The sequence below is a fragment of the Streptomyces sp. NPDC012508 genome, assembly GCF_042902595.1.
In the GTDB taxonomy this organism is placed as follows: Bacteria; Actinomycetota; Actinomycetes; order Streptomycetales; family Streptomycetaceae; genus Streptomyces.
The window spans coordinates 305,891-321,943 of the sequence record NZ_JBIBEO010000006.1 but is presented as its reverse complement, the minus strand read 5'-3'; the positions used below and the strand labels follow the sequence as shown (position 1 = coordinate 321,943).

The 16,053-nt window shown below is 73.2% G+C and carries 18 protein-coding genes; 13 read left to right on the top strand and 5 right to left on the bottom strand.

Annotated elements, in window-relative coordinates; translation table 11 throughout:
- Positions 1–7: 7 nt before the first annotated feature.
- From ACFY8U_RS22160 to ACFY8U_RS22150, 3 genes are all read left to right on the top strand, one after another.
- The gene (locus ACFY8U_RS22160; RefSeq protein WP_389573270.1) at positions 8–979 is read left to right on the top strand and encodes an ABC transporter ATP-binding protein; all 972 of its coding nucleotides are present in this window, start codon (positions 8–10) and stop codon (positions 977–979) included.
- 154 nt (positions 980–1,133) lie between these two features.
- The gene (locus ACFY8U_RS22155; RefSeq protein WP_361433542.1) at positions 1,134–1,880 is read left to right on the top strand and encodes an ABC transporter permease; all 747 of its coding nucleotides are present in this window, start codon (positions 1,134–1,136) and stop codon (positions 1,878–1,880) included.
- A 142-nt stretch (positions 1,881–2,022) separates the two neighbouring features.
- Complete coding sequence (locus ACFY8U_RS22150) at positions 2,023–2,553, top strand: ABC transporter permease (protein ID WP_389572695.1); 531 nt, start codon at positions 2,023–2,025, stop codon at positions 2,551–2,553.
- Positions 2,554–3,347: 794 nt separating this feature from the next.
- Here the strand turns inward: ACFY8U_RS22150 and ybaK are convergent.
- The 4 genes from ybaK to ACFY8U_RS22130 form a co-directional block, all read right to left on the bottom strand.
- Positions 3,348–3,845 (bottom strand): Cys-tRNA(Pro) deacylase, encoded by a 498-nt coding sequence (gene ybaK, locus ACFY8U_RS22145; RefSeq protein ID WP_389572693.1) that lies wholly within the window; start codon positions 3,843–3,845, stop codon positions 3,348–3,350.
- 12 nt (positions 3,846–3,857) lie between these two features.
- Entirely contained in the window at positions 3,858–4,595 is a 738-nt protein-coding gene (locus ACFY8U_RS22140) for an LON peptidase substrate-binding domain-containing protein (RefSeq protein WP_361642362.1), read from the bottom strand.
- A 35-nt stretch (positions 4,596–4,630) separates the two neighbouring features.
- On the bottom strand, positions 4,631–5,638 hold the full coding sequence (locus ACFY8U_RS22135) for a hypothetical protein (protein WP_389572690.1): 1,008 nt from the start codon (positions 5,636–5,638) through the stop codon (positions 4,631–4,633).
- Positions 5,639–5,777: 139 nt separating this feature from the next.
- Positions 5,778–7,379: an oxidoreductase gene (locus tag ACFY8U_RS22130; RefSeq protein WP_389572688.1), complete on the bottom strand. Its 1,602-nt coding sequence runs from the start codon at positions 7,377–7,379 to the stop codon at positions 5,778–5,780.
- Between the two features lie 174 nt (positions 7,380–7,553).
- On the opposite strand from ACFY8U_RS22130, the gene hisD reads away from it, so the two are divergent.
- The 10 genes from hisD (at position 7,554) to ACFY8U_RS22080 (ending at position 15,268) form a co-directional block, all read left to right on the top strand.
- Positions 7,554–8,879, top strand: coding sequence for a histidinol dehydrogenase (gene hisD, locus ACFY8U_RS22125; RefSeq protein WP_361593110.1), 1,326 nt, complete (start codon positions 7,554–7,556; stop codon positions 8,877–8,879).
- Positions 8,876–10,006 carry a histidinol-phosphate transaminase gene (locus ACFY8U_RS22120; RefSeq protein ID WP_389572686.1) on the top strand — a complete coding sequence of 377 codons (1,131 nt, stop codon included), beginning with the start codon at positions 8,876–8,878 and terminating at the stop codon, positions 10,004–10,006. Before hisD ends, ACFY8U_RS22120 begins: the two co-directional genes overlap by 4 nt.
- Complete coding sequence (hisB, locus tag ACFY8U_RS22115) at positions 10,003–10,596, top strand: imidazoleglycerol-phosphate dehydratase HisB (RefSeq protein ID WP_158986436.1); 594 nt, start codon at positions 10,003–10,005, stop codon at positions 10,594–10,596. The genes ACFY8U_RS22120 and hisB overlap by 4 nt, the downstream gene beginning before the upstream one ends.
- Positions 10,597–10,600: 4 nt before the next feature.
- The gene (locus ACFY8U_RS22110; protein ID WP_361432973.1) at positions 10,601–10,768 is read left to right on the top strand and encodes a hypothetical protein; all 168 of its coding nucleotides are present in this window, start codon (positions 10,601–10,603) and stop codon (positions 10,766–10,768) included.
- A 5-nt stretch (positions 10,769–10,773) separates the two neighbouring features.
- Entirely contained in the window at positions 10,774–11,424 is a 651-nt protein-coding gene (gene hisH / locus ACFY8U_RS22105) for an imidazole glycerol phosphate synthase subunit HisH (protein WP_361593107.1), read from the top strand.
- Between the two features lie 2 nt (positions 11,425–11,426).
- Complete coding sequence (priA, locus tag ACFY8U_RS22100; RefSeq protein WP_361593104.1) at positions 11,427–12,164, top strand: bifunctional 1-(5-phosphoribosyl)-5-((5-phosphoribosylamino)methylideneamino)imidazole-4-carboxamide isomerase/phosphoribosylanthranilate isomerase PriA; 738 nt, start codon at positions 11,427–11,429, stop codon at positions 12,162–12,164.
- Positions 12,161–12,559, top strand: a complete 399-nt coding sequence (locus ACFY8U_RS22095) for a RidA family protein (protein ID WP_389572684.1) — start codon at positions 12,161–12,163, stop codon at positions 12,557–12,559. Before priA ends, ACFY8U_RS22095 begins: the two co-directional genes overlap by 4 nt.
- Positions 12,556–13,311 carry an imidazole glycerol phosphate synthase subunit HisF gene (gene hisF / locus ACFY8U_RS22090; protein ID WP_361593098.1) on the top strand — a complete coding sequence of 252 codons (756 nt, stop codon included), beginning with the start codon at positions 12,556–12,558 and terminating at the stop codon, positions 13,309–13,311. The genes ACFY8U_RS22095 and hisF overlap by 4 nt, the downstream gene beginning before the upstream one ends.
- 110 nt (positions 13,312–13,421) lie before the next feature.
- Positions 13,422–14,009 (top strand): helix-turn-helix domain-containing protein, encoded by a 588-nt coding sequence (locus tag ACFY8U_RS22085; protein ID WP_389572681.1) that lies wholly within the window; start codon positions 13,422–13,424, stop codon positions 14,007–14,009.
- Positions 14,006–15,268 (top strand): MFS transporter, encoded by a 1,263-nt coding sequence (locus ACFY8U_RS22080; RefSeq protein WP_389572679.1) that lies wholly within the window; start codon positions 14,006–14,008, stop codon positions 15,266–15,268. Before ACFY8U_RS22085 ends, ACFY8U_RS22080 begins: the two co-directional genes overlap by 4 nt.
- Before the next feature lie 117 nt (positions 15,269–15,385).
- Here the strand turns inward: ACFY8U_RS22080 and ACFY8U_RS22075 are convergent, their stop codons facing one another.
- Positions 15,386–16,021 carry a TIGR03085 family metal-binding protein gene (locus tag ACFY8U_RS22075; RefSeq protein WP_389572676.1) on the bottom strand — a complete coding sequence of 212 codons (636 nt, stop codon included), beginning with the start codon at positions 16,019–16,021 and terminating at the stop codon, positions 15,386–15,388.
- Positions 16,022–16,053: the final 32 nt, after the last annotated feature.

Genomic DNA, 16,053 nt, shown 5'->3' with positions numbered 1-16,053 from the left:
GAGTACGGTGTGCGTGGTGCGGGATCTGGTCAAGACGTACCCCGCCGCGCGCGCTCGCCGGGGGACCCCGGCGACCCCCGAGATCCGCGCCACCGACGGCATCAGCCTCGATGTCCACGGCGGCGAGATCTTCGGTCTGCTCGGGCCCAACGGCGCCGGGAAGTCCACGCTGGTCCGCCAGCTGACCGGGCTGATGCGCCCCGACTCCGGAACGGTCGAACTGCTCGGCCACGATCTCGTACGCCACCCGGAACGCGCCGCGCGCCTGCTCGGCTACCTCGGGCAGGAGTCGACCGCGCTCGACGAACTGACGGTCGCTCTCGCCGCCGAGACCACCGGGCGGCTGCGCGGGCTGACCGCACGGGACGCGCGCGCCGCCAAGGACGCCGTCCTGGAGGAGCTGGGCCTCACCGAGCTCGCCGGCCGGCCGCTGAGGAAGCTCTCCGGCGGACAGCGGCGGCTCGCCTGCGTCGCGACCGCGCTGGTGGGCGAACGGCCGGTCCTGGTGCTCGACGAACCCACCACCGGCATGGACCCGATCGCCCGGCGGGCCGTCTGGTCCGCGGTCGACCGCCGGCGCGCCGAGCACGGCACCACCGTGCTGCTCGTCACCCACAACGTGATCGAGGCCGAGACCGTACTGGACCGGGTCGCCGTCCTGGAGCGGGGCCGGGTCATCGCGTGCGACACGCCGGCCGGGCTCAAGGAACGCGTCGCGGGCGAGGTCCGGGTCGATCTGGTGTGGCGCGAGCGCGCCCCGCTGGAGGTGCCCGAGGTCGCCGCGCTGCGTGGACTCGCCCAGGAGTCGGGCCGGCGCTGGACGCTCCGGCTCGCCCCGGACGAGGCGCGGGCGACGGTGGCGGCGGTCACGGGCGGGGCGGCGTTCGCGGCTCTGGACGACTTCACACTGGCGACGCCGAGCCTGGAGGACGTGTATCTGGCGCTGGGCGGCGAGACGCAGGGGTTGGTCAAGGCTTGAGGAGCTGTACGGAGTGAGTATCGTGCCCGCCCAGGCCGCGTCGGGGTCGGCGGCGACGTCGGGGTCGGCGGCGACGTCGGGGTCGGCGTCCGCCGAGGACGTCTCGGCCTGTGCCGTCGGCGCGTCCGCCGGGAACGGGGACGCCGCCGCACCACTGGCGCCGCGCGCCCGGCTGCTGCCGGCCCTCGCCGCCGTGTACCGCGCGCAGCTCTCGCGCGCCCGGGTCTCCCGTATACCGCTGCTCTTCGTGGCGACGTTCCAGTCCGTCGGGATCATGGTCCTGATGCGCGGTGTCGTCGACGGAGGGTCGGAGGCGCGGGCCGTCGTGGCGGGCTCGTCGGTGCTCGTGGTCGCGTTCGTCGCGCTCAATCTGCTCGCCCAGTACTTCGGGCAGCTGCGGGCGACCGGCGGCCTCGACCACTACGCCACGCTGCCGGTGCCGCCGGCCGCGGTCGTGCTCGGGGCGGCGGGGGCGTACGCGTCCTTCACGGTGCCGGGGACCGTGGTGACGGCGGTCATCGGGTCGCTGCTCTTCGGGCTGCCGCTCGGCCATCTGTGGATCCTCGCGGCGGTCGTGCCGCTGGCGGGGGCCGCGCTGGCCGGTCTCGGGGCGGCGCTCGGGCTGCTCGCGCCGCGCCCGGAACTCGCGACGCTGCTCGGGCAGCTGGGCATGTCGGCCGCGCTGCTGCTCGGCGTGCTGCCGGCGGACCGGCTGCCCGGGCCGGTCGGCTGGGCGCGGGACCTGCTGCCGTCGACGTACGGGGTGGAGGCGCTGGCCCGCACGTTCGACGCGCACCCGGACTGGGCGGTGGTCGGGCTCGACCTCGCGGTGTGCGGGGCGGTCGGGGTGGCGTCGCTCGCGGTGGCGACGTGGGCGTACCGGCGGGCGGCGGTCCGCTGAGGCGGGTCGTTCCCGTACCTGGCACGATGGCGGGGTGACCGCACCTCTGACACCGCCTCACCAGCCGCCGAACGATGCCGTGCCGCCGGACGGATGGCCCTCGCCCTATCCGCCGATGCCGCCGGGCGACGGTGCCCCGAGCGTGGCCACGGAGCTCCGGCAGGCCGCGGTGGTGGCCGCGGTCTCCACGGTCGCCGGGGTGGCGCTGGGGCTGCTGTGGCTGTGGCTGGCGCCGAGGGTTCCGCTGATCTCGGACGGCAAGGCGGTGTTCCTGCGGAACAGCGAGGGGGAGTCGGCGGTCGGGGCGGACGGCACGTTCGTCCTGCTGGCGCTCGGGTTCGGGGCGGTCGCGGCGGCGCTCGTCTTCCTGTTCCACCGGCACGGCGGCGTGGGTCTTGTGCTCGCGCTGGCGGCGGGCGGTGTGCTCGGGTCGCTGCTCGGGTGGGGCGTGGGGACGTTCCTGGGGCCGACGCACGACGTGGTGGCGCACGCGCGGGAGGTCGGGGCGGGGGTGCAGTTCGACGCGCCGCTGAAGCTGGAGATGTGGGCGGGGGCGCTGCTGGCGTGGCCGCTCGCGGCGATGATCGTCCACCTGTCCCTGACGGCCCTCTTCGGCCCGAGGGACACGGAACTGGAATGGCCCCCGGAGGGGGACGCGGGCGACAAGGCGTAAGGGGTTTTGCGGGGGTGGTGGCCGGGGAGTCGGCGCCTCTGCGGGTGGCGGGGCGTTGTCTTCCCCCACCCCACCCCTCCCCGAAACTATGACGAGACCGGGGGCTCCGCCCCCGAACCCCGGCGGCGGCTTCGCGCCGCGAGCGGGCTGCACCACACCTGGGGCTCCGCCCCCCAGCCCCCGGCGGCGGCTTCGCGCCGCGAGCGGCTGCACCGCACCGGGGCCCCGGAACCCCCGGGCGGCGGCTTCGCGCCGCGAGGGGCTGCACCGCGTCGGGGGCCCCGGAACCCCCGGGCAGCGGCTTCGCGCCGCGAGGGGCTGCACCGCGTCGGGGGCTCCGCGCCCGAAGCCCCGGCGGCTCGCGCCGCGAGCGGGCTGCACTACACCTGGGGCTCCGCCCCCTAGCCCCCGAACCCCCGGGTGGCGGCTTCGCGCCGCGAGGGGCTCCGCCCCCGAACCCCCCCCGGCGGCTTCGCGCCGCGAGGGGCTGCGCCCCCGGGTGGCGGCTCCGCGTCGCGGTGGCCCGAGCGCGTTCAGCCAGTGGCTTCTCGCCGTGTGCGGCGGCGGGTGGTGGGGCGGTGATTTCCCCCACCCCGCCCCTCCCCGAAACTCTGACGAGACCGGGGACTGCGCCCCCGAACCCCCCCCGAGGCGGCTTCGCGCCGCTAGTGGGCTGCACCGCACCGGGGGCCCCGGGCGGTGGCTTCGCGCCGCTGGCGGGCTGCACCGCGTCGGGGTCCTGGAACCCCGGGCGGCGGCTTTGCCGCGCCGCGGCCTTCGTGCTGGGCCGGGGGCTACGCGCGGCCGATGGGGGCCAGGAGGGCGGCCGTGAGGGTGGTGAGGGCTTCGGGGGTCAGTTCGACCTCCAGGCCTCGGCGGCCCGCCGAGATACAGATCGTGGTGTGCGTCGACGCCGACGCGTCCAGGACCGTGCGCAGGCGTTTGCGCTGGCCCAGGGGGGAGATCCCGCCGCGGACGTAGCCCGTCGTGCGTTCCGCCAGCGCCGGGTCCGCCATCGACGCGCGCTTGCCGCCGACCGCCGAGGCCAGGGCCTTCAGGTCCAGCTGGCCCGCGACCGGGACGACCGCGACCGTCAGTTCGCCGTCGACGTCCGCGACCAGCGTCTTGAAGACCCGGTCCGGCGACACCCCGAGCGCCTCCGCCGCCTCCTCGCCGTACGACGGCGACGCCGGGTCGTGGTCGTAGGAGTGGAGGGTGTACGGAGTCCCCGCCGCGGTCAGTGCCACCGTCGCCGGCGTGCCGCCCGCCTGCTTCTTCTGCTTCTTCGCCACCGCGCTCCTCCGTCAGTTCGGGCTCGTCGGCGCCCGCGTCAGCTCCACCGCCGGGAGTGACGGCAGATGCCGCAGCACCGCCGTCTCCGACCGGAGCAGCGTCAGTTCCTCCCGCAGCCGCGTCGCCGTGTCCGGCGCCTGCAGCAGCCGCTGCTTCGCCGGCGTGTCGAGTACCGCCGCCGCCGCGACCAGGTACGACACCACCGAAGGATCGTCCGGGAGGTCACTCGTCGTCAGCGACCGCTCCCGCGCCCCCGCCAGCCGCTTCTGGTAGCTCCGGAACGCCCGCAGCACGCCCTCCGCGAGCGTGCCCGCCTCGTCGCCCTGCTCCTCCGGGATCTCCTCGATCTCGGCCACCAGGTACGGCCCCGTCGCGTCCACGGACAGCAGCTTCACCCGGGTCGTCCCCGTCGCCATCACCTCGAAGCTGCCGTTCGACCGCTCCCGGATGGTCGCCGCGTCGGCGATGCAGCCCACCCGGTGGAACGCCTGGATCGGGTCCGGGCCGAAGCCCGCTCCGGGCCCCTTCTCCGGCAGCGCCGTCTGGTCCGGCATCCCCGGCGCCGTCGGCGCGACCTCACGGCCGTCACGGATCGCGACGACGGCGAAGCGGCGCGGCTCCGACTCGTCGGTCTTGAGCAGCTCGCGCATCATGGCGCGATACCGCTCCTCGAAGACGTTCAGGGGCAGCACGAGGCCCGGGAACAGCACCGCGTTGAGCGGGAAGAGGGGCAGGCGAGCGGTGGTCACAGCGGTCAAGAGTAATGGCCGCCGGGCGCGCCCCGTCAGGCCCGTCCCGCTCGGGTTCCGCGCTGCGGCGCCGCGCCGCCCGCTTCGGCCCGCACGAGGTCCCTCGTCTCCAGGAAAGCGGCGAGCGGATCGTCCTCGACGAGCCCCCACGGAAACGTCGTCGCGTACGGGCCGATCTTCCGGAACTCCTCCAGCGCGTCCGCCCAGCGCCCCCGCCTGACCAGCACGTACACCAGCAGGTTGCGGACCTCCGCGGCCCACGGGTCGCCCTCGGGGAGCTCCGCCGACACCGCGATGCCCCGGTCCGCCGCCGCGTCGATCCGGTGGCCCTGGAAGGGGGCCGGGTCGGCGAGGAGCTGGGCGAACGCGGCGTTGACCGGGAGAGCCCGGGCCAGCGAGCCGGGCGGCGCGTCCTCGGCAGCCTGCTCCGCGAAGTCGAAGCACTCGTGGTGCGAGCCGTACCACTGGGCCGAGAGATACCGCAGCGCGGCGACGTGACAGCCGTAGTGGTGCGGGGAGCGGCGCACGGCCTGCTCCCACAGCGACTCGAAGGCCGTGTGCCCGGCATGGGTGCCCCGCGCGTGGTCCAGGGCGAGCCGCCACGGCACCGGATCGCGCGGAGAGGCCTCGGCGGCCGCGTCGATCAGCGGTCCGAGCTCGCGCAGCCGCTCGGAACGGGCCGGCGACTCCCAGGCCCTGCGCACCGCGAGCTCCGCCTTGACGAGCAGCGCGTCCGGGTCGCGGGGCGAGACGGCAAGCCAGTGGGCCAGCCACCCGTCACGGCTGTACGCGAAGGTCGCCAGCCGCGCCACGTACCGGTCCCGCTTCTCCCACTCGGCGCCGTCCCGGGTCGTCGCGAGCAGCTTCGCCGCGGGCTCGGGGTCGGCGAGCGCGGCCGCCACCAGGGCCGGGGCGAGCCTGTCGTCCGGCGCGTCGAGCAGCACGTCGTCGTCCGGCGGCAGGGCGGCGTCGAGCCGCGGTGCAAGCCGGACCATACGGGCGGTGCCGATCAGGGCGCGGAGGAGAGACATCGTGCGGACCATTCAAAAACCGCAGGTAGGGGCGGCGCCAGTGGGGGACTGTGAAGCTTTGGTAGCGGCGGGAAAGTTGTCCTGCGGGAGGTCAAGACAGCGTAAAGAAAGGGGTGGGAGTCGGCACAATCCGCCCCTCACGCCCCACCCGTCACCCCCGCCTCAAGAGCCTCGACGCTCCCGCCGCCACCGTCGTCGCCAGCACCCAGCCGAGCAGGATGAGCGCCGTCGCGACCCACTGCCACAGCCCCTCGAGCCGCCAGTAGCCGTCCTGGCCGAGATTGATCACCGGCAGCAGCAGATCCAGCGCGTACAGCGTGGCGCTCCAGTTCGGCGACTCCTCCGCCTTCAGCGGCTGCGGGTCGTAGCGCGAGAACGCCCAGGCCCCCGCCGCCCACAGCACCGCCATCCACAGCGCCGCGCGGCCCGGCCGGTAGCCGTACGCCACCGTCCAGTCCTGGAGGTACCCCCAGAGCTTCCCGGCCACCGGCAGCGTCTCCCGGCGCCGGCGCTGCTTGGCGAGCAGCACCACCCGGGCGTCCGCGTCCTCCCCGCTGTTGCGCAGCACCGTCGCCAGCCGTTCGTACGGCTCCGGGGCGTACTCCGGAGTCGCCGCGGCCACCCACTCCAGGCGGCGCGTCAGCGGGAAGTGTCCGTACGGCACGAGGTTCTCGTAGACGAAGCCGTTCATCGACAGCCCGCCAGGGCCCGGCCAGCTCGTGGACAGGTCGATCAGCGTCACCACACGGGCGCCGTTGAGCACCACCCGTCCCTCCTCCGGGCGCTCACCGTTGAACCGCAGCTCCGGGGTGGCGATCCGGCGCAGCGACACCTCCTCGCGGCTCGCCCCGTTCAGCACGAACCGCGCGTAGTGCAGGTCCACCGCGTCGCCGAACCGCCCGTCGTCGAGCCGCACCCCGCCATGGCACTCCACGGGCTTGCGCCGGGCCCCGCGCACCGGGGTGTATCCCACGCCGTACGGCGGAGTGGCCGTCGAGTTCCCCGAGCCCTCGTACACCCACGCCGCGTTCAGATAGAGCGAGCGCTCCACCGTCAGCTGCGGCGCGTTCAGCGCGCGCCGCTGCTGCGCGCCGCGCAGCACGCTGCCCCGCAGGCTCAGCGACACGCCGACCTTCGCCCCGCGCAGGCTCAGCTCGCCGTACGTCTCGATCAGCTCCGCCTGGAGGTCCTGCGCCACCACCAGACCGTCCGCCGTGATCGCCCGGCCGCGCCGGTCCGGCCACACCCGGATCTGGTTGATCAGCAGGTCGGTGCCTATCTGCGCGTCCGTCAGCCGGATTCCCCGCTGCACCTGGCACCGGGGCAGATGCAGATCGCCCTCCGTGTGCAGCCGCGCCGCCTCCAGCCGGGGTATCGCGCACTCCACCATCCGCACCGTGCCGAACCGCGCCTCCGGCAGCACGATCTCCTGGTCGAAACGGCAGCGGTTCCACTCCACGTACGGGTCGATCGTCCCGCCGGCCAGATTGAGCACGCCGGTGATCCGCACCCCCCGCAGCTTCAGAGCCGCGACCCGCCCGGAGCGCGCCTGCGGGCCGTCGAGCAGCAGCAGCGCCACCACCTCGGCGCGCACACTGCGCTGCTCGCCCCACGACTCGGCCCCGAAGGGGTCGTCCCGCGCCGCGTCCCCCTCGCTCAGATCACAGCTCCTGCCGATCCGGAAGGCCCGCCACATGGCCCGCTCCGGGCCCGTCAGACCGTCCGGCATTCCGTCCTCGTGCGGCTCGGTCACTGCCGCCCCCTCGCTTTCCACGAATCCGCTTCCCTGGATTCGTACAGCCGTTCTTCCCGCTGAGTGACGGACTGAACGCTAACGGTCAGCTGTGGCGACAAGACGCCACTGTGGCTCGTATCAGCCAGTGATACAGACGTCCGGCCCTTGTGGGGCGTCTGAGAGAATTGACCCGTGATCTCTCGTATCGACCTGCGCGGCGACGCCCTCCCCGAGGGTGGCGCACTGCGCGACCTGCTGCCCCGTGCCGAGTTCGACGTGGAAGCCGCCCTGGAGAAGGTGCGGCCCATCTGCGAGGACGTCCATCATCGGGGCGACGCGGCGCTGGTCGAGTACGCCGAGAAATTCGACGGTGTGGAGCTCACGCACGTGCGCGTGCCGGCCGAGGCGCTCGCCGAGGCCCTGGAGCAGCTCGACCCGGCCGTCCGCGCGGCCCTCGAGGAGTCCATCCGGCGGGCCAGGATCGTCCACCGCGCCCAGCGCCGTACGACGCACACCACCCAGGTCGTGCCCGGCGGCACGGTCACCGAGAAGTGGATCCCCGTCCAGCGCGTCGGCCTCTACGCGCCCGGCGGCCGCTCCGTCTACCCCTCCTCCGTGATCATGAACGCCGTCCCGGCGCAGGAGGCGGGCGTCGAGTCCGTCGCGCTCGCGTCCCCGCCGCAGAAGGAGTTCGGCGGGCTGCCGCACCCCACGATCCTCGCCGCGTGCGCGCTGCTCGGCGTCGACGAGGTGTACGCCGCCGGAGGCGCCCAGGCCGTCGCGATGTTCGCGTACGGCACCGAGTCCTGCGCCCCCGCCAACATGGTCACCGGACCCGGCAACATCTGGGTCGCCGCGGCCAAGCGGTACTTCACCGGCCGCATCGGCATCGACGCCGAGGCGGGGCCGACGGAGATCGCGATCCTCGCGGACTCCACCGCCGACCCGGTCCACGTCGCCGCCGACCTCATCAGCCAGGCCGAGCACGACCCGATGGCCGCCGCCGTCCTCGTCACCGACTCCGAGGAGTTGGCCGAGGCCACCGAGGCCGAGCTGAAGACCCAGGTCGCCGCCACCAAGCACATCGACGACCGGGTCGTCCCGGCGCTGGCCGGAAAGCAGTCCGCGATCGTCCTCGTCAGCGACCTGGAGGACGGCCTCAAGGTCGTCGACGCGTACGGCGCCGAGCACCTGGAGATCCAGACCGCCGACGCCGCCGCCCGCGCCGAGCGGGTCCGCAACGCGGGCGCGATCTTCATCGGCCCGTGGGCGCCGGTCTCCCTCGGCGACTACTGCGCCGGCTCCAACCACGTGCTGCCCACTGGCGGGTGCGCCTGCCACTCCTCGGGCCTGTCCGTGCAGTCCTTCCTGCGCGGCGTCCACATCGTGGACTACACCCGGGACGCCCTCGCCGAGGTCACCCACCACGTGGTCACCCTCGCCGAGGCCGAGGACCTGCCCGCGCACGGTGCCGCGCTCAAGGCCCGGTTCGGTTGGAAGGTGCCAGAAAGCAAGTGACCTCGAACGACACCATCCGGATCGACGACCTTCCGATCCGTGACGAGCTGAAGGGGAAGTCCCCCTACGGCGCGCCCCAGCTCGACGTCCCCGTGCAGCTCAACACCAACGAGAACCCGTACCCGCTGCCCGAGCCCCTCGTGGCCCGGATCGCGGAGCGGGTCGCCGAGGCCGCCCGCGGCCTCAACCGCTACCCCGACCGGGACGCGATCGAGCTGCGCACCGAGCTCGCCCGCTACCTGACCCGTACCGGAAAGCACCCCGTCGCCGTCGAGAACGTCTGGGCCGCCAACGGCTCCAACGAGGTCCTCCAGCAGCTGCTGCAGACCTTCGGCGGGCCCGGCCGTACGGCCATCGGCTTCGAACCGTCGTACTCGATGCACGCGCTCATCGCGCGCGGCACCGGCACCGGCTGGATCTCGGGGCCGCGCAACGACGACTTCACCATCGACGTCGAGGCGGCCGAGAAGGCGATCGCCGAGAACCGGCCCGACGTCGTCTTCATCACCTCGCCCAACAATCCCACCGGCACGGCGGTGGGGGCGGAGACGGTCCTCGCGCTGTACGAGGCCGCCCTGGCCGCCAAGCCCTCGCTCGTCGTCGTCGACGAGGCGTACGTCGAGTTCAGCCACCGGGACTCCCTCCTGCCGCTGATCGAGGGCCGGCCGAACCTGGTCGTCTCCCGCACCATGTCCAAGGCCTTCGGCGCGGCCGGTCTGCGCCTGGGCTACCTCGCCGCGCACCCGGCCGTGGTCGACGCCGTGCAGCTCGTACGGCTGCCGTACCACCTCTCCGCCGTCACCCAGGCCACCGCCCTCGCAGCCCTGGAGCACACCGATACGCTCCTCGGGTACGTCGAACAGCTCAAGACCGAGCGGGACCGCCTGGTCACCGAGTTGCGGGCGATCGGCTACGAGGTCACCGAGTCCGACGCCAACTTCGTCCAGTTCGGCCACTTCGACGGAGCCGAGGGCTCCCACGAGGCCTGGCGGAAGATCCTCGACCGGGGTGTCCTGGTCAGGGACAACGGCGTACCGGGCTGGCTGCGGGTCACCGCCGGCACCCCCGAAGAGAATGACGCGTTCCTCGATGCGGTTCGCGCACTGAAGAAGGAGCAGAGCTCATGAGCCGCGTTGGCAGAGTCGAGCGCACCACCAAGGAGACGTCCGTCGTCGTCGAGATCGACCTCGACGGCACCGGCAAGGTCGATGTCGCCACCGGCGTCGGTTTCTACGACCACATGCTCGACCAGCTCGGCCGTCACGGGCTCTTCGACCTCACCGTCAAGACCGACGGCGACCTGCACATCGACTCGCACCACACGATCGAGGACACCGCCCTCGCCCTCGGCGCCGCCTTCAAGCAGGCGCTCGGCGACAAGGTCGGCATCTACCGCTTCGGCAACTGCACGGTCCCGCTGGACGAGTCGCTCGCCCAGGTCACCGTCGACCTCTCCGGCCGCCCGTACCTGGTGCACACCGAGCCCGAGAACATGGCGCCGATGATCGGCTCCTACGACACGACCATGACCCGGCACATCTTCGAGTCCTTCGTCGCGCAGGCGCAGATAGCGCTCCACATCCACGTGCCGTACGGGCGCAACGCCCACCACATCGTGGAGTGCCAGTTCAAGGCGCTGGCCCGGGCGCTGCGCTACGCCTCCGAGCGTGACCCGCGCGCCGCCGGCATCCTGCCTTCCACGAAGGGCGCGCTCTAACTCCATGACCGGCCTCTCCACCATCCTCATCGTCGTCGGTCTCTTCCTCGCCGGCGGCGTGTACTCGTTCTCCAAGCAGAACCTGCCCAAGGGCGTGATCGCCCTCCTCGCCATCGCCTCCGTGATGTGCCTGGTCGCGGGCGTCCTGCGGATTCAGGGAATCTGGGAATAAGCGGCATGAGCACCACGAGCACCCCCAAGAAGGTCGTCGTCTTCGACTACGGCTTCGGCAACGTCCGCTCCGCCGAGCGTGCGCTCGCCCATGTCGGCGCCGAGGTCGAGATCACCCGTGACTACGACAAGGCCATGAACGCCGACGGGCTCCTCGTCCCCGGCGTCGGCGCCTTCTCCGCCTGCATGCAGGGCCTCAAGGAGGCCCGCGGCGAGTGGATCATCGACCGCCGGCTCTCCGGCGGCCGCCCCGTCATGGGCATCTGTGTCGGTATGCAGATCCTCTTCGCCCGGGGCATCGAGCACGGCGTGGAGACCGAGGGCCTCGACGAGTGGCCCGGCACGGTCGAGCCGCTGAAGGCCCCGGTCGTGCCCCACATGGGCTGGAACACCGTCGAGGCGCCCGAGGGCAGCGAGCTGTTCGCGGGGCTCGACGCCGATGCCCGGTTCTACTTCGTGCACTCCTACGGAGTGCGGGAGTGGAGCCTGGAGGTCGGCAACCCCAACATGCGTGCCCCCAAGGTCACCTGGGCCACCCACGGCGAGCCGTTCGTCGCGGCCGTCGAGAACGGCGCCCTGTGGGCGACCCAGTTCCACCCCGAGAAGTCCGGCGACGCCGGAGCACAGCTGCTCACCAACTGGATCGGAACCCTGTGACTGTGTCTTCTAACAGCGTGCTCGAACTCCTCCCCGCCGTCGATGTCCGCGACGGCCAGGCCGTCCGCCTCGTGCACGGAGAGTCCGGTACGGAGACCTCCTACGGCTCCCCGCTGGAGGCCGCGCTCGCCTGGCAGCGCTCCGGCGCCGAGTGGCTGCACCTGGTGGACCTCGACGCCGCCTTCGGCACCGGCGACAACCGTGAGCTGATCGCCGAGGTGGCCAAGGCCATGGACATCAAGGTCGAGCTCTCCGGCGGCATCCGCGACGACGCCTCGCTCGCCGCCGCCCTCGCCACCGGCTGCACCCGCGTCAACCTGGGCACCGCCGCCCTGGAGACCCCCGAGTGGGTCGCCAAGGTCATCGCCGAGCACGGCGACAAGATCGCCGTCGGCCTCGACGTGCGCGGCACCACGCTGCGCGGCCGTGGCTGGACCCGCGACGGCGGCGACCTGTACGAGACGCTCGCCCGCCTCGACTCCGAGGGCTGCGCCCGCTACGTCGTCACCGACATCGCCAAGGACGGCACGCTCCAGGGTCCGAACCTGGAGCTCCTGAAGAACGTCTGCGCCGCCACCGACAAGCCCGTCGTCGCCTCCGGCGGCGTGTCGTCCCTGGACGACCTGCGGGCCCTGTCCGGGCTCGTCCCGCTGGGCGTCGAGGGCGCGATCGTCGGCAAGGCGCTGTACGCCAAGGCGTTCACCCTGGAGGAGGCGCTGGAGGCGGTGGCTTCCGTATGACCGACGGCGTGAAGAAGGTCGTCACCGGCGCACCCTGGGAGGAGCAGTTCGGCTACTCCCGCGCGGTGGAGCTGCCGAACGGCCTGGTCCTCGTCTCCGGCTGCACGTCGGTGGTCGGCGGCCAGATCGCCGGCGGAGGCCCGTACGAGCAGGCGATCAACTCCTTCAACGTGGCCTTCGACGCGCTCAAGAAGCTCGGCCTAGGCCCGGAGGACGTCGTCCGGACCCGGATGTACATCACCCACGCGCGGGACGTGGACGAGGTCGGCCGTGCCCACAAGGAGCTGTTCGACGCGGTCCGCCCGGCTGCTTCGATGATCATCGTGTCCGGCTTCGTCGACCCGAGCCTGGTCGTCGAGGTCGAGGTCGAGGCGTTCAGGAGTGGTGCGGAATGAGCCTCGCCGTACGAGTGATCCCCTGCCTGGACGTGGACAACGGCCGGGTCGTGAAGGGCGTCAACTTCCAGAACCTGCGCGACGCCGGCGACCCCGTCGAGATGGCGAAGCTGTACGACGCCGAGGGCGCCGACGAGCTGACCTTCCTCGACATCACCGCCTCCTCCGGCAACCGCGAGACGACCTACGACGTGGTGCGCCGCACCGCCGAGCAGGTCTTCATCCCGCTGACCGTGGGCGGCGGGGTGCGCGCGGCGGAGGACGTCGACAAGCTGCTGCGCGCCGGTGCCGACAAGGTGGGCGTGAACACGGCCGCCATCGCCCGGCCCGAGCTGATCCGCGAGATCGCGGAGCGCTTCGGCCGTCAGGTGCTCGTGCTCTCCGTGGACGCCCGGCGTACGGCCTCCGGGTCGTTCGAGGTGACGACGCACGGCGGCCGCAAGGGCACCGGCATCGACGCCGTCGAGTGGGCGCACCGGGCCGCCGAGCTGGGCGCGGGCGAGATCCTGCTCAACTCGATGGACGCGGACGGCACGAAGGACGGCTACGACACCGAGATGATCGCGGCCGTGCGCAAGCACGTGACCGTGCCGGTGATCGCGAGCGGGGGAGCGGGCAAGCTGTCCGACTTCCCGCCGGCGATCGAGGCGGGCGCGGACGCGGTGCTCGCGGCCTCGGTCTTCCACTTCGGCGATCTGCGGATCTCCGAGGTCAAGGGCGCGCTGCGGGAGGCGGGCCACCCGGTCCGCTGAGCCAGGCTCCGAAAGGCCCCCGGAAGGGGGCCTTTCTGCCGGCCCGATGGGCAGGATTATTTGTGCAATTTCCATTGCGCAAGTTTTCTTTCGCACCTACGGTCGTGGACATGACCTCGCAGGAGAACCGCCGGATCACCGATCTCGGCACCCTCAAGGCGCTCTCGCACCCGCTGCGGATGCGCCTCTACCGCGCCCTCTTCGTCGCCCGCACCGCCACCGCGTCCCAGCTCGCCGACCAGGTCGACGAGGCGGTCTCCCTCGTCAGCTACCACCTGCGCAAGCTGGCCGAGCACGACCTCATCGAAGAGGCGCTGGGGCACTCCGCCGACGGTCGCGAACGCTGGTGGCAGCCCAGCTCGTACGGCGTCTCCATCCGGGACGAGGACGTCCGGGGCACACCCGAGCTGGTAGCCGCGAGCGACGCTCTCGGCCGCACCCTCAACGACCAGCGGTCCGAACTCCACCGCCGCTTCCTCGACGAACGGCTCACGTGGTCGGGCGAGTGGCGCTCCGCCTCGATCAGCTCCGAGTGGCTCCCCCGGCTGACCGCGGCCGAACTCGCCGCGCTCGGCGAGGAGCTCGACGCGCTGCTCGAGAAGTACGACACCCGGGCCCGCGCCGCCGAGCAGGCCGGCGACACCGAAGGCCGCGAGAACGTCGCCGTCCACCTCTACGGCTTTCCCTACCGGTCATGACGGCGCTCACCGAGGCCGCGGCCGGCCCCACCGGTCCCGGCGGCCCCGCGCACCGTGACCCGAACGTGCTGCGCTGGCTCGGCGCCTACACCGCCTCCACGCTCGGCGACAGCGTCTACCACCTCGCCCTGTCCTGGACCGCCGTCCGCGGCGGCACGCCCGCCGAGGCGGGGCTCGTCATGGCCGTCAGCGCCGTGCCGCGCGCCCTGCTCATGCTCGGCGGGGGAGTGATCGCCGACCGCTTCGGGCCGCGCCGGGTCGTCGTCCTCTCCGACACCGTCCGCTGCCTCGTCGTCCTCGGCGTGGCCGCCCTGCTGCTGCTCGCGAGCCCGGCCCTCTGGGTGCTCGCCGTCGTCGCCCTCGTCTTCGGCACCGTCGACGCCCTCTTCCTGCCCGCCGTCGGCGCACTGCCGCCCCGGATCGCCGCGCGCGACCAGCTAGCCCGCGTCCAGGGGATGCGCGGCCTCGCCTACCGCGCCGGGCTCGTCCTCGGCGCCCCGCTCGGCGGCCTCGCCGTCGCCCTCGGCGGACCGGCGGCCGCGTTCGGGGCCGCCGGTCTCCTCTTCGCGTTCTCCCTGCCGCTGCTCCTGAGGCTCCGGATGACGCCGCTGCCCGGCGGCGAGCCCTCCCGTGACGGCACCGCGCTGCGCGACCTCGCCGACGGACTGCGGTACATCCGCCGCCACCGGGTCCTCGGCCCGCTGATGATCGTCGTCGCGCTCTCCGACCTCGGCTTCGTCGGCCCCCTCAACGTCGGCCTCGCGCTCCTCGCCGACGAGCGCGGCTGGGGCGCCGCGGGCATCGGCTGGGTCCTCGCAGGGTTCGGCGTAGGAGCGGGCGCCGCCTCCCTGCTGCTGACCGTACGCGGCCGGATACCCCGCGCCGGGACGGTCATGGCCTGGACGATCACCCTCGGCGCGGTCTCGATCGGCGCCCTCGCGTACGTACCGCAGCTGCCCGGCGCCGTGGCCGTGTCCGTCTCCGTCGGCCTGCTCGCCGGCCTCAGCGGCGCGCTCTGCGGCGCCCTTACCCAGACGGAGTGCGACCCCGCGTACCTCGGGCGGGTGACGGCCGTGTCCAGCTTCTTCAGCCTGGGCGTCGCCCCGCTGAGCTACCCCCTCACCGGCGCGGCGGTGGGCCTGTGGGGCCTGGGCCCGGTGTTCGTGGCCAGCGCGGCGGTGTGCGCGCTGGGCGGCCTGTACGCCCTCTCGGTCCGGCCCCTGCGCCGAGCGGAACTCCCACGGGGGGACGCCGCCTGACCGGCCCTGCGCTTCGTACAGGCTGGGTGGCGCGCGGGGACGCCGCGTGACCGGCTCCGCGCCTCGGACGGGGGCGGGCGGCCCGCATCACCGGGCGGTCCGGCGGCCGGAGCCGCCCTAGATCCCCAGCTGCTTCGTCTCGTGCAGGCGGTCGATCGCGTCCTGCTCCCCGTCCAGCTCCACCTTCGCCTGGTCCTGGCGGCCGAAGACGAACATCGTCAGCTCACCCGGCTCGCCGGAGACCGTCACCACCGGGGTGCCGCGGTGCGCCACCGCCGTCTGGCCGTTCGGGCGGCGCAGCACCAGGCCCACCGGGGCCCTGCGCCCCAGCAGCTTCGCGCCCTTCTCCAGGCGCGACCAGAGCGCGTCCGAGAAGACCGGGTCCAGCTCGCGCGCCGACCAGTCCGGCTGGGCGCGCCGCACGTCCTCCGCGTGGACGTAGAACTCGACGATGTTCGCCCCCTCGTCCACCTGCTTGATCGTGAACGGGGACATCCGCGGCGGCCCCGTCCGGATGAGCTGGATCAGCTCCTCGTACGGCTTCTCCGCGAACTCCGCCTGCACCCGGTCGAGCCGCGCCTTCAACGCCGGTACGAGCGTTCCGGCGGCCGCGTCCGGGCGGCGCTCGCGCACCACCACATGGGCCGCGAGGTCGCGGGTCAGCCACCCCTCGCAGAGCGTCGGGGCATCGGGCCCGGCCGCCTCCAACAGATCGGCGAGCAGAAGGCGTTCACGCTTCGCATGGGTCGACATGCTCGCCAGCGTACGACCGACGCCCGCGGTCC

Bases quoted from the DNA above. Each gene is read 5' to 3' on its own strand.
- ACFY8U_RS22135 (WP_389572690.1), bottom strand. From the start codon at position 5,638: ATGGTCCGCACGATGTCTCTCCTCCGCGCCCTGATCGGCACCGCCCGT.
- hisB (WP_158986436.1), top strand. From the start codon at position 10,003: ATGAGCCGCGTTGGCAGAGTCGAGCGCACCACCAAGGAGACGTCCGTC.
- ACFY8U_RS22110 (WP_361432973.1), top strand. From the start codon at position 10,601: ATGACCGGCCTCTCCACCATCCTCATCGTCGTCGGTCTCTTCCTCGCC.
- hisH (WP_361593107.1), top strand. From the start codon at position 10,774: ATGAGCACCACGAGCACCCCCAAGAAGGTCGTCGTCTTCGACTACGGC.
- ACFY8U_RS22095 (WP_389572684.1), top strand. From the start codon at position 12,161: ATGACCGACGGCGTGAAGAAGGTCGTCACCGGCGCACCCTGGGAGGAG.
- hisF (WP_361593098.1), top strand. From the start codon at position 12,556: ATGAGCCTCGCCGTACGAGTGATCCCCTGCCTGGACGTGGACAACGGC.
- ACFY8U_RS22085 (WP_389572681.1), top strand. From the start codon at position 13,422: ATGACCTCGCAGGAGAACCGCCGGATCACCGATCTCGGCACCCTCAAG.
- ACFY8U_RS22080 (WP_389572679.1), top strand. From the start codon at position 14,006: ATGACGGCGCTCACCGAGGCCGCGGCCGGCCCCACCGGTCCCGGCGGC.
- ACFY8U_RS22075 (WP_389572676.1), bottom strand. From the start codon at position 16,021: ATGTCGACCCATGCGAAGCGTGAACGCCTTCTGCTCGCCGATCTGTTG.